The organism is Deferrisoma sp. (assembly GCF_054681715.1).
This window is the reverse complement of sequence record NZ_BAAHFQ010000004.1, coordinates 1-12,823: the sequence shown is the minus strand read 5'-3', so window position 1 is coordinate 12,823 and position 12,823 is coordinate 1. Positions and strand designations below refer to the sequence as shown.

The 12,823-nt window shown below is 68.0% G+C and carries 9 protein-coding genes; 7 read left to right on the top strand and 2 right to left on the bottom strand.

What is annotated here, in order from left to right:
- Positions 1–44 precede the first annotated feature (44 nt).
- The 7 genes from ACY0I8_RS01275 (at position 45) to ACY0I8_RS01245 (ending at position 11,194) form a co-directional block, all read left to right on the top strand.
- Positions 45–1,523 (top strand): phosphomannomutase, encoded by a 1,479-nt coding sequence (locus ACY0I8_RS01275; protein ID WP_459940013.1) that lies wholly within the window; start codon positions 45–47, stop codon positions 1,521–1,523.
- A gap of 252 nt (positions 1,524–1,775) precedes the next feature.
- Entirely contained in the window at positions 1,776–4,109 is a 2,334-nt protein-coding gene (locus ACY0I8_RS01270; RefSeq protein WP_461393255.1) for a type I restriction-modification system subunit M, read from the top strand.
- A gap of 112 nt (positions 4,110–4,221) precedes the next feature.
- The gene (locus ACY0I8_RS01265) at positions 4,222–4,812 is read left to right on the top strand and encodes a four helix bundle suffix domain-containing protein (RefSeq protein ID WP_461393254.1); all 591 of its coding nucleotides are present in this window, start codon (positions 4,222–4,224) and stop codon (positions 4,810–4,812) included.
- Positions 4,813–4,848: 36 nt separating this feature from the next.
- Positions 4,849–6,273 carry a restriction endonuclease subunit S gene (locus ACY0I8_RS01260; protein ID WP_461393253.1) on the top strand — a complete coding sequence of 475 codons (1,425 nt, stop codon included), beginning with the start codon at positions 4,849–4,851 and terminating at the stop codon, positions 6,271–6,273.
- 138 nt (positions 6,274–6,411) lie between these two features.
- A complete protein-coding gene (locus tag ACY0I8_RS01255) occupies positions 6,412–7,548 on the top strand; it encodes an AAA family ATPase (protein WP_461393252.1) in 1,137 nt (378 codons plus the stop codon).
- Between the two features lie 177 nt (positions 7,549–7,725).
- Entirely contained in the window at positions 7,726–8,169 is a 444-nt protein-coding gene (locus ACY0I8_RS01250; protein WP_461393251.1) for a hypothetical protein, read from the top strand.
- Positions 8,170–8,185: 16 nt separating this feature from the next.
- Entirely contained in the window at positions 8,186–11,194 is a 3,009-nt protein-coding gene (locus ACY0I8_RS01245) for a type I restriction endonuclease subunit R (protein ID WP_461393250.1), read from the top strand.
- 15 nt (positions 11,195–11,209) lie between these two features.
- Here the strand turns inward: ACY0I8_RS01245 and ACY0I8_RS01240 are convergent, their stop codons facing one another.
- Together ACY0I8_RS01240 and ACY0I8_RS01235 are read right to left on the bottom strand one after the other, a co-directional pair.
- The gene (locus tag ACY0I8_RS01240; protein ID WP_459940015.1) at positions 11,210–11,812 is read right to left on the bottom strand and encodes a LysO family transporter; all 603 of its coding nucleotides are present in this window, start codon (positions 11,810–11,812) and stop codon (positions 11,210–11,212) included.
- Positions 11,809–12,081 carry a LysO family transporter gene (locus tag ACY0I8_RS01235; protein ID WP_459940016.1) on the bottom strand — a complete coding sequence of 91 codons (273 nt, stop codon included), beginning with the start codon at positions 12,079–12,081 and terminating at the stop codon, positions 11,809–11,811. Before ACY0I8_RS01235 ends, ACY0I8_RS01240 begins: the two co-directional genes overlap by 4 nt.
- Positions 12,082–12,823: the final 742 nt, after the last annotated feature.

Below are 12,823 nucleotides of genomic sequence, written 5' to 3'. Positions count from 1 at the left end.
CGCCGCCGGGCACATCGGCTCCCGGCGCGGGAGGAGAGGACGACATGGCGACCATGCGAATCCAGGACCTCATGGAACAAACAGGGGTCAAGTTCGGCACCAGCGGGGCCCGGGGCCTGGCCCAGGCCATCACCGACCGGGTGGCGTACGCCTACACCCTGGGGTTCCTCCAGCACCTCGAGGGGTTCGGCGAGTTCGGGCCCGGCACGCCGGTGGCCCTCGGGGGAGACCACCGGCCGTCCACCCCCCGGATCCTCCGGGCCGTGGCCCGGGCCGTGGCCGACCGGGGTGGCCGGGTGGTGAACGGCGGGCTCCTGCCCTCGCCCGCCCTGGCCCTCTACGGGTTCACGGAAGGCATCCCCTCGGTCATGGTGACCGGTAGCCACATCCCCGACGACCGAAACGGCATCAAGTACACCCGGCCCGGGGGCGAGATCCTGAAGCGCGACGAGGCGGCGATCCGGGAACAGGTGGTGGAGCTTCCCGACGAACTCTTCGACCCGGCGGGGAACCTCGTGGCGCCGCCCGAGATGCCGCCGGAGGACCCCACCGCCAGCCGCCGGTACGTGGAGCGCTACCTGGCCGCCTTCCCCGAGGGGTTCCTGCGGGGCAAGCGGATCGGGCTCTACGAGCACTCGGCCGTGGCCCGGGACCTCCTGGCCGAGATTCTCGGGGGCCTCGGCGCCGAGGTGGTCCGGCTGGGCCGAAGCGACCGGTTCATCCCGGTGGACACCGAGGCGATCCGGCCCGAAGACGTGGAACTCGCCCGTCGCTGGGCGGCCGAACACCGGCTCGACGCCCTCGTCTCGGCCGACGGCGACAGCGACCGGCCCCTCGTGGCCGACGAACGGGGCAAGTGGCTCCGGGGCGACGTGGTGGGCATCCTGACGGCCCGGCTTCTCGGCGCCGACGCTGTGGTTTGCCCGGTGAGCTGCAACACCGCGGTGGAACAGTGCGGGTGGTTCCGGAAGGTGGTGCGCACCCGGATCGGGTCGCCCTACGTGATCGAGGGCATGCTCGCGGCCGCGGCCGAGGGCTACCGCACCGTGGTGGGGTACGAGGCGAACGGGGGGTTCCTCACGGCCTCCCCCATCGGGCTCGGTCGGGCCGAACTCGCGCCCCTGCCCACCCGCGACGCGGCCATCGTGATCCTGGGCGTGCTCCTTCTGGCCGTGCGGGAGGGGAAAACCGTGTCGGAACTCCGCGAGGCCCTGCCCCGCCGGTACACCGCGAGCGACCGGCTCAAGGAGTTCCCCACCGAGGTGAGCCTCGCCCGGGTGCGCGAACTCGCCGAGGGCGGGCCGGCGGCCATCGAGGCCGCCTTCGGCGGCCGGTTCGGCCCGGTGGCCGCCACCGACACCACCGACGGGCTCCGGATCACCTTCGCCTCGGGGGAGATCGTGCACCTCAGGCCCTCGGGCAACGCCCCGGAGTTCCGCTGCTACACCGAGGCCGACTCCGAGGAGCGGGCCGAGGAACTCCTGCGCGAGGCTCTGGCCGTGATGGAGACCTGGCGGCCGTAGGAAAGGCGGGGAGACCCGAAGGGACAAAAGGGAGACGCGGGCCCTTGCGTCCCTTAGGTCCCTTCGGTTCCCCCCGGCCCGGGGGTTTGCACCCGGCCTCCGCCCCCCGCTACAATCGCCGCGCCAAAAGGAAAGGGGGCACCGTGGCGCGCCGAACCTGATCCACAACCGATGAACCGGCCGGCTCCCGCCCCGACGAGGGGTGCGGAGGCGGCCGGTTTTCCTTTGTCCGGCGAGGGAGGACTGGCACCCATGGACATGGAAGCCCTGAAGCGCAGATTCCTCGAGGCGCTGGCCGCCCGGGGCGGGTCGGCCGGGAACCAGGCGCTCCGGGAGGAGCTCGGGGTGGCCGACGGCACCTACACCGCGCTCGTGGACCTCCTCGTGCGCGAGGGCCGCGTCGTTCGCGGCCGGGGCCGGGGCGGCTCGGTCCGGCTCGCGGGGCCGGCCGAGGCCGCGGCACCGGCGGGCCCGGAGGAAGCCGGGGAAGCCCCCCGGCAGGCCCCGGCGCGGCCTGAGCCTCTGGCCCAACCCCGCGCGGCCCCGGCCCCCGGGCCCACGGAGCCGGGCCAGGCCCAACTCACCTGGATCACCAACTTCATCTGGGGCATCGCCGACGACGTGCTCCGCGACCTCTACGTCCGGGGCAAGTACCGCGACGTCATCCTGCCCATGACCGTGATCCGGCGGCTCGACGCCGTGCTCGAGCCCACCAAGGAGGCCGTGCTCGCGATGAAGAAGCGGCTCGACGAGGCCGGCATCGTCCACCAGGACGCCGCGCTCCGCCAGGCCGCCGGCCAAGCCTTCTACAACACCTCACCTTTCACCCTGCGCGACCTCCGGGCCCGGGCGAGCCGCCAGCAGCTCGAGGCCGACTTCCGGGCCTACCTCGACGGGTTCTCGCCCAACGTGCAGGAAATCCTCGACAACTTCGAGTTCCGAAACCAGATCCCCCGGCTCTCCAAGGCCGACGCCCTAGGGAACCTGATCGAGAAGTTCCTCGACCCGAGCATCAACCTGAGCCCCGAGCCCGTCCGGAACAGCGACGGCTCGATGCGGCTCCCGGGGCTCGACAACCACGCCATGGGCACCATCTTCGAGGAGCTCGTGCGGCGGTTCAACGAGGAGAACAACGAGGAGGCCGGCGAGCACTGGACCCCCCGCGACGCCGTCAAACTCATGGCCCGCCTCATCTTCCTGCCCGTTGCCGACCAGATCGAGTCGGGCACTTACCTCCTCTACGACGGCGCCTGCGGCACCGGCGGCATGCTCACCGTGGCCGAGGAGACCCTGCGCCAACTCGCGGCCGAGCGCGGCAAGCAGGTGGTCACCCACCTCTACGGCCAGGAGATCAACGCCGAAACCTACGCCATCTGCAAGGCTGACATGCTGCTCAAGGGCGAGGGCGAGGAGGCCGACCACATCGTGGGCGGGCCCGAGCACTCCACCCTCTCGAACGACGCCTTCCCCTCCATGGAGTTCGACTTCATGCTGTCGAACCCGCCCTACGGCAAGAGCTGGAAGGCCGACCTCGAACGCCTGGGCGGCAAGTCCGGCATCCGCGATCCGCGGTTTGTGGTGCAGCACCGGGGCGAGGAGCTTTCGCTCGTCACCCGCACGAGCGACGGCCAGATGCTCTTTCTCGTGAACATGCTCTCCAAGATGAAACACGGCACCCCCCTCGGGAGCCGCATCGCCGAGGTCCACAACGGCTCGTCGCTCTTCACCGGCGACGCCGGCCAGGGCGAGTCGAACATCCGCCGCTGGATCATCGAGAACGACTGGCTCGAGGCCATCGTGGCCCTGCCCCTGAACATGTTCTACAACACGGGCATCGCCACCTACGTCTGGGTGCTCACCAACCGAAAGCCCGCCCACCGCCGGGGCCGGGTGCAGCTCATCGACGCCACCGGCTGGTACACCCCCCTCCGGAAGAACCTGGGCAAGAAGAACTGCGAACTCTCCGAGGCCGACATCGAGCGGATCTGCGAGGTGTTCCTGCGGTTCGAGGAGACCGAGCAGTCGAAGATCTTCCCCAACGCCGCCTTCGGGTACTGGAAGGTCACGGTGGAGCGGCCCCTGCGCCTCAAGGGCATCGACCCCGGGACGGCCTACACGGCGGCGGAGATCAAGAAACTCCGGGAGTCCCACGAGCGCGCCGACGACGCCCCGCCCGTGATCCGCAAGATCCACAACCCCGGCACCGAACCCGACCCGCTCCGGGGGCTCTTCGAGGTGACGATCAAGGGCGAGCGCCGGGTGGTGGAGTACGAGCCCGACACCGACCTGCGCGACACCGAGCAGATTCCGTTCCTGGAGTGCCCGGCCTGCCGCGAACCGGGCTACCTGCCCACCGAGGCCGACACCGCCGAGGCCATCGCCTCGTTCCTGCGGCGCGAGGTGCTGCCCTACGCCCCCGACGCCTGGTACGACCCCGCGAAGGTGAAAATCGGCTACGAAATCAGCTTCAACCGCTACTTCTACAAGCCCAAGGCCCTGCGCTCCCTCGAGGAGATCCGCGCCGACCTCCTGGCGGTGGAAAAGGAGGCCGAGGGGCTGTTGGAGGAGATTCTGGGGAAAGCGTAAGGGCCAGGGACCCAAGGGACCTGAGAGACAAAAGGAAGGGGCGGGTCCTTCTGTCGGTTGGGTCTCTTGGGCCCCTTGAGCCGCCCGCCGTCTCGGCAACGGAGGGGCCCCCATGCCCGAGCGGATCATCCCGCCCCACGGCGGGTACAAGAAGCTCCTGAGCTACCAGCGGGCCCTGGTGGTGTACCAGGCCACGGTGCGGTTTTGCGAGCGCTGGCTCGACGCCCGCGACCGCACGGTGGACCAGATGGTGCAGGCCGCCCGGTCGGGCAAGCAGAACATCGTGGAGGCCAGCATGGCCTCGGGCACCTCGAAGGAGATGGAGATCAAGCTCACCAACGTGGCCCGGGCGAGCCTGGAGGAACTGCTCGAGGATTATCGGGACTTCCTGCGGCTCCGGGGGATCGGGGAGTGGCCCAAGAACCACCCCTACGCCCGGCGGCTCTCGGCGCTCGCGCGGACCCCGGGGGCCGACTACGAGACCTTCCGCAAGGCCGTGGAGCACCCCGACCCGGCCATCGCGGCCAACGCGATCATCGGGCTCATCAAGATCACGACCTACCTGCTCGACCGGCAGATCGAGCAACTGGAGAAGGCATTTCTGGAGGAGGGCGGCCTTCGCGAGCGCATGACCCGGGCGCGCCTCGAGGCGCGCGACGAGCAACGGCGGAGAGGCCGGAAACCGACCCCGCCGAAGGCCTAAACCGTACTGCTCAACGTCACGGAGATTCTGAAGCCCATGTTGACGACGGGTTTGATCGAAGCTCTGAAACCCTACCCCGCGTACAAGGATTCCGGCGTCGAGTGGCTGGGAGAGGTGCCGGAGCATTGGGAAGTTCGAGCGATGAAGCGAGTTGCACGCCTCAATCCCAGCAAGTCAGAGATCCCAGAGAAACAGAAAACCGCGCAAGCGGTCTTTCTCCCGATGGAGCGAGTTGGGACCAACGGCAGGTACGACGCTTCGGAGACTCGCCCAATCGAAGAGATGTGGAACGGTCTGACATACTTTAGGCGGGGTGATGTGATCGTAGCAAAGATCACCCCGTGCTTTGAAAATGGCAAGGGTGCTTGTCTCAATCGACTCCCGACCGAATTCGGCTTTGGATCTACGGAGTTTCATGTTATCCGCCCTTCACGGGAGGCAAGTGCCCAGTATGTTTACCTGCTCACTACGCTACGGGAAATCAGACAGTTGGGTGCCGAGATGATGACCGGAGCTGCCGGTCAACAACGCGTGCCCGCTGACTTTTTCGCAGGGCTCCGCATCCCTATCCCCCCCCTCCCCGAACAAACCGCCATCGTGCGGTTTCTGGACTGGGTGGACCGGAGGGTGCGGCGGGTGATTCGGGCGCGGCGGAAGCGGATCAAGCTGCTCGAGGAGTACAAGCAGGCCCTCATCCACCAGGCCGTGACCGGCCAGATCGACGTCCGCACCGGCAAGCCCTACCCCGCGTACAAAGACTCGGGCGTCGAGTGGCTGGGCAAGGTGCCGGCGCATTGGGAAATTCGGCGTCTTAAGACGCTGTGCTCGATGAAAAGCGGCGAGGCAATCACTAGTGACACAATTGAACCAGAAGGTGAGTACCCTGTCTTCGGCGGCAACGGCATTCGTGGTTTTACGTGCCGCTATACCCACGAAGGTAATTTCGTACTGATTGGGCGCCAGGGAGCTCTTTGTGGCAACGTACATGTCGCCCGTGGCCGATTTTGGGCATCTGAGCATGCGGTGGTTACAAGGCCGCACGGCGATATAGTTATCGAGTGGCTTGCTTCACTACTAACGGCGATGAACCTAAACCAGTACTCTATTTCTGCAGCTCAACCTGGCTTGGCGGTAGAGCGCATCATCAACCTATTGGTTCCAGTTCCCACCGTGGAGGAACAGTTATGCATAAGGGACTCCCTTGTGACTGAATCAGAGAAAATCAAGGCCGCCACGGCAACCGCCCGGCGTCAAATCGAACTGCTCGAGGAGTTTCGCACCCGTCTGATCGCCGATGTGGTTACCGGTAAACTCGACGTGCGGGAGGTGGCGGCGCGGTTGCCCGAGGAGGAACCGGACCTGGACGAACTCGAACCCGAGGAAGACGAGCCAGCCGGCGACGAGATAGAAGCCAGCGAGGCACGCGCCGGCTGTGACTTCTCGGAGGCAACGCAGGTCTGACAAATTCTCCACCGGAAGCCGAGGCTGTTGCACGATCGGCGCCGGGTGGTGTAGGGGACAAGATGGTATCGAAGCCCGTCGCCGAAAACCGTTGTAGCTCTTGATCGCAAGGCTGAAACGTCAACCAGAGGACCAGCAATGATCGCGCGCCTTCAGGTGTCGAACTATCGAAGCATGGGGCCGAAGGTGTTCGTCGACCCCGGTCGCCTCTCCGTGTTCATCGGCCCCAATGGCTCGGGCAAGTCGAACCTGCTCGACGTGCTCGCGTTCGTGCGGGACTCAATCACCCAAGGACTGCCCGCGGCCATTACCCACCGGGGCGGCATTGACAACATCCGGCGCCGGAGCTCCGGACACCCGTTCGACGTGCGGGTCGCCCTCACGATAACCCTGGGACAAGGGCCCGCCTCATACGAATTCGTTGTGGGGGGAGACCGGGTGGAAGAGTACCGGGTCAAGTCAGAGTCTGCCAGAATCCACGTGGGAAGCCAGTACTGGGAGTTCGACAGGAAGTATGACCGGTGGCCACCCGGCATGCGGCCGCGACTCGATGAGCAGTCGCTCGCGCTCACGGCGCTGGGCGGTACGGAGCAGTTCAAGCCGCTCGCCGACTTTTTGGCGTCGATGAGCGTGTATTCGATTTTTCCAGACCAGCTTCGGGTTCCTCAGCGGTTCGACCCCACGTTCCCCATGCAACGCCATGGGGAGAACTGGGTGTCGGTACTGCGCGACCTCATCCGCGACCCGCAGGCCAAGGAGGAACTCATCAAAGGGCTGAACAAGCTCACCGGCGACATTGAGGACGTTCAGGTGCGAAGTGCCGCCGGGCACCTCATAGCAGAGTTCAAGCAACGCAAGGTCAAGGGGGAGAAGAGCAAACGCTGGTTTGAAGCTGCGCAGCAGTCCGACGGCACACTCCGGGTGGCCGGGATTCTCACGGCACTCCTCCAGGAGCCGCGGCTCCCAGTGATCGGAGTAGAGGAACCGGAACTCACGGTACACCCTGGGGCGCTACCCCTAATCTATGACTACCTTCGCCAGGCTTCCGAGGTCTCGCAGGTTCTGGTGACGACCCACAGTCCCCACCTGTTGGACCTCCTCGACCCCGAACGGGACGTGATCTATTTAGTCCAAGCCGTAGAAGGGAAAACCGAGGTGCGCCGCCTTTCGGAGAAGGAGCTTGAACCGGTGCGAACGAGCCTGTTCCGCCTTGGGGACCTGTTCCTGACTGGGGCGCTCCAGTTGGATCTGTTCGAGGACGCCGCCTCGGGGTAGGCGATGCGCGGATACCTGCTCGTGGAGGGGCACGGCGAGGTGGAGGCCGCGCACAATCTGGTGTCACGCCTCGCCCCGGAAAACGGGCTTTTCATCCCTTGGTGCAAACCGCTTCGCTGGCCGAATTTGCACCAGTGGGAGCCGCCGCCGGGCGGGCGCGGAGGGGTGCGGGCAGGGGTGGAGTTCGTTCGGCAACGGCGCGACGCCGCGGCGCTCTTGATTCTCCGCGATGAGGACGACGGCTGCCCCCGTGACCTCGCCCCCCGGGTGGCGGGCCGTATCCGGGGGCTCAACGCGCCATTCCCGGTGGCCTACGTACTCCTACACCCCGAGTACGAGGTGCTTTTCTTGCCGTGTTTGGAGTACATGGGGTTCCCAGCCTGGGACCGCGAGTCGTGGGAGGCGCGGCGCGGCATCAAGGAGTGGCTTTCAAAACAACTACCCCCGGGGAGGCGCTACAAGCCGACGGTAGACCAGCTCCCGTTCACGCAACGCATCGATTTTGACATCGTACGCCGTGCCGGAGTGCCCTGCTTCGGCAGTCTCGAGCGGGGGTTGCGGTTCTTGGCGGAGCACCGCGGGCAGGGAGGAGCCGTCTACCCTCCCACGCAGACTGTGTGACCAGGGGGAGGGACGAATGCCCACCGACACGACCGAACGGGGCTTGGAACGGCTGATCTGCGAGGCGCTCACGGGGTCGCCGTGCGACCCCGGCACGGTGCCCGAGCCCGGGGCGCTCGGCGAGCAGCCCGAGGGCTTTGGGGGCTCCGGGTGGATCGGGGGCCGGCCCGAGGACTACGACCGGGACTACTGCGTGGACCTGGCGCAGCTCCGGGAGTTTCTGTACGCCACCCAGCCCGAGGTGGCCGAGGAGCTCGATCTCACGGCCAACAGCCCCACCCGGCGAAAGTTCCTGGCCCGGCTCCAGGGCGAGGTGGCGAAGCGCGGGGTGGTGGACGTGCTCCGGAACGGCATCCGGCACGGGCCGCACCACATCGAGCTCTTCTACGGCACGCCGTCGCCCGGAAACGAGCGGGCCCGGCAGCTCTACCACGAGAACCGGTTCAGCGTGACCCGGCAACTGCGCTACAGCCGCGACGAGACCCAGCGGGCCCTGGACCTGGTGCTCTTCGTGAACGGGTTGCCGGTGTTCACGTTCGAGCTCAAGAACCGACTCACGAAGCAGACGGTCCACGACGCGATCGAGCAGTACAAGCGCGACCGCAACCCGCGGGAGCCGCTGTTCCAGCTCGGCCGGTGCGTGGCCCATTTCGCGGTGGACGACAGCGAGGTGTGGTTCTGCACCGAGCTCAAGGGCAAGGCCTCGTGGTTTCTCCCGTTCAACAAGGGCTGGAACGACGGGGCGGGCAACCCCCCGAACCCCCACGGGCTCAAGACCGAGTACCTCTGGAAAGAGGTGCTCACCCCCGAGAGCCTGACCGATATCCTCGAGAACTACGCCCAGCTCGTGGAGACGAAGGACCCCGACACCGGCCGCAAGCGGCGGCGGCAGATCTTCCCCCGGTACCACCAGCTCGACGTGGTGCGAAAGCTCCTCGCCGACGCCGCGCGCCACGGCGCGGGCCGGCGCTACCTGGTGCAGCATTCGGCCGGAAGCGGCAAGTCGAACTCCATCGCCTGGCTGGTGCACCAGCTCGTGGGGCTCCAGCGCCAGGGGGCGCCGGTGTTCGACTCCATCGTGGTGGTGACCGACCGGCGGATCCTCGACCGCCAGATCTGCGACACGATCCGGCAGTTCGCCCAGGTGGGGGCCACGGTGGGCCACGCCGACCGCTCGGGGGACCTCAGGCGGTTCCTGGAGAGCGGGAAGAAGATCGTGATCACCACGCTCCAGAAGTTCCCGTTCATCCTCGATGAGATCGGCACCGAGCACGCGGGCCGCCGGTTCGCCATCGTGATCGACGAGGCCCACTCGAGCCAGGGCGGCCGCACCGCGGCCAAGATGCACCAGGCCCTGGCCGGGGCGGGCGGCGACGACGAGGAGGAGGACTTCGAGGACCGGTTGAACCGGATCATGGAGGCCCGGCGGCTCTTGCCGAACGCGAGCTATTTCGCCTTCACCGCCACCCCCAAGAACAAGACCCTCGAGATCTTCGGCGAGCCCGTGCCCCAGCCCGACGGCACGGTGAAGCACCGGCCGTTCCACGCCTACACCATGAAGCAGGCGATCCAGGAGGGGTTCATCCTGGACGTGCTGGCCCACTACACCCCGGTCCGGAGCTACTACCGGCTCGTCAAGACCGTGGAGGACGACCCCGAGTTCGACGTGCGCCGGGCCCGCAAGAAGCTCAAGCGGTTCGTGGAGGGCCACGACCACGCCATCCGGCTCAAGGCCGAGATCATGGTGGACCACTTCCACGAGCAGGTGATCGCCAAGGGGAAGGTGGGGGGCGAGGCCCGGGCCATGGTGATCACGGGCGGCATCGAGCGGGCCATCCAGTACTACCACGCCATCGAGGCCTACCTGCGGGAGCGCAAGAGCCCCTACCGGGCGATCGTGGCGTTCTCGGGGGAGTACGACTACGGCGGGCAAAAGGTGACCGAGGCGAGCCTGAACGGGTTTCCGTCGAACCTGATCCCCGAGAAGATCCGGCAGGACCCGTACCGGTTCCTGGTGGTGGCCGACAAGTTCCAGACCGGGTACGACGAACCGCTCCTCCACACCATGTACGTGGACAAGGTGCTCTCGGGGGTGAAGGCGGTGCAGACCCTGTCGCGGCTCAACCGGGCCCACCCCAAGAAGCACGACACCTTCGTCCTTGATTTCGTCAACGACCCCGAGGTGATCCGCCAGGCCTTCGAGCCCTACTACCGCCGGACGATCCTGGCCGACGAGACCGACCCCAACAAGCTCCACGACCTCCAGGCCGACCTCGACCGGGCCCAGGTGTACGGGCCCGAGCAGGTGGAGGAGTTCGTGCGGCTCTACCTGGAGGGGGCTCCGAGGGACCGGCTCGACCCCATCCTCGACGCGGCCGTGGCCGCGTACCTGGCCGAACTCGACGAGGACGGCCAGGTGGAGTTCAAGGGCAAGGCCAAGGCGTTTCTGCGGACCTACAACTTCCTCTCGGCCATCGTGCCCTACACCCACGCCCCCTGGGAGAAGCTCTCCATCTTCCTCGAGTTTCTCGTGCCCAAGCTCCCGGCCCCGCCCGACGAGGACCTGGCCCGGGGCATCCTAGACGCCATCGACATGGAGAGCTACCGGGTGGAGAAGCAGGCGGCCATGAAGATCGCCCTGGCCGACCAGGACGCCGAGATCGACCCGGTGCCGACCTCGGCCGGGGGGCACAAGCCGGAGCCCGAGCTGGACCGGCTGTCGAACATCGTGCGGGAGTTCAACGAGCGGTTCGGGAACATCCCGTGGTCCGACGCCGACCGGGTCCGGCGGCTCATCACCGAGGAGATCCCGGCCCGGGTGGCGGCCGATCCGGCCTACCAGAACGCCCGGAAGCACTCCGACCGGCAAAACGCCCGGATCGAGCACGACAAGGCCCTGGTGCGGGTGATGACCGCGATCCTCCAGGACGACACCGAGCTGTTCCGCCGGTTCATGGACGACGAGGGGTTCAAGCGCTGGCTCGCCGACACCGTGTTCGGGCTGACCTACGAGGAGGCGGCCTGAAGGAGGGGGCCCGGCTCACCCCCCGCCCAGGAGGAGCGGCACGAGCACCGGCACGAGGGCGCTCAGGAGGAAGCCGTTGACGAACCCCACCAGGGCCGCGGCGTCGCCGGCGTAGCGCTCGATCAGGGGGAGCGTGGTGTCCATGGTGGTGGCCCCGCCCGGGGCCACGGCCACGTAGGGCCCGAGGCGCTTGGCCACCACCGGGATGAGCCCGATGGCCAGGAGTTCCCGGAACACGTTGGCCAGAAACGCCACCGACCCGAGGTCCGGGTGGCCCGCGTCGGTGAGGATGACGGCCGAGAGGCTGTACCACCCGAACCCGGCGGCCACGGCGAGGCTTTCGCGCAGGCCCAGGCCCGTGACCCAGGCGGCGCACCACCCGCCGGCGAGCGTTCCGAGCACGGTGCCCGCCGGCACGAGCAGCGCGTAGCGGTCGGCCGTGAAAAGCCGCCGGAGCGCCGCCCGGTCGCGGCCGATGTCGTACCCGATCCAGAGGAGCAGGAGGTAGAGGGCCCACCGGGTGATCTCGCCGCTTGCGGCCACGAGCCCCGCCGGCAGGAGGCCCGCCTGGGCGAGCACCGCCCCGGCCACCACGCTCGCGACCAGCGCCGCGGTCACGGCCGCCTCCGGAAGAGCCGGTCCAGGCCCCACACCGCGGCCACGCTCCCCCCCACGGCCAGGAGGGCCACGGCGCCCCCGTCCCACCCGAACCGGGCGATCTTGGCCGGAAGGTCCGGGTCCCGGCCGATCCCCACGCCCATGAAGAACAAGAGCCCCAGGATCGTGGCCGGCAGAAACCGCTGCTGCATCCGACGAAGAAGCGGCCGGGCCCCCAGGGTGATCCCCAGGGCGATCCCGGCCGCGAGACAGGCCAAGTACGCGAGCATGTTGGTTCCTTTCACCCCCTCCCCCTATCCCCCTCCCGCCAGGGGAGGGGGAACCGGCCCCGCGCCGGCACAACGCCCCCGCCGTCTGTCTCCCTCTCCCCCCGCAAGCGGGGGGAGAGGGCCGGGGTGAGCATGCGGGTTCCTTTCACCCCCTCCCCCTATCCCCCTCCCGCCAGGGGAGGGGGAACCGGCCCCGTGCTGGCACGACGCCCCCGCCGTCTGTCTCCCACTCCCGCCGCAACCGGGGGGAGAGGGCCGGGGCGAGCATGCTGGTTCCTTTCACCCCCTCCCCCTATCCCCCTCCTGCCAGGGGAGGGGGAACCGGCCCCGTGCTGGCACAACGCCCCCGCCGTCTGTCTCCCACTCCCGCCGCAACCGGGGGGAGAGGGCCAGGGTGAGCGTCTTGGTTCCTTTCACCCCCTCCCCCTGCCCCCCTCCCTCCAGGGGAGGGGGAACCGGCTCCGCGCCGGCACAACGCCCCCGCCGTTTGGCTTCCTCTCCCCCCGCAACCGGGGGGAAAGGGCCGGAGTGAGCATGCGGGTCCCTTTCACCCCCTCCCCCTGCCCCCCTCCCACCAGGGGAGGGGGAACCGGCCCCGCGCCGGCATGACGCCCCCGCCGTCTGTCTCCCTCTCCCCTCGCAACCGGGGGGAGAGGGCCGGGGTGAGGGGGGCTCCTACCCCCTCGCCCCTGCCTCGTGGACCGCTTCGACCAGGGCCTTCACGTTGTCCACGGGCACCATG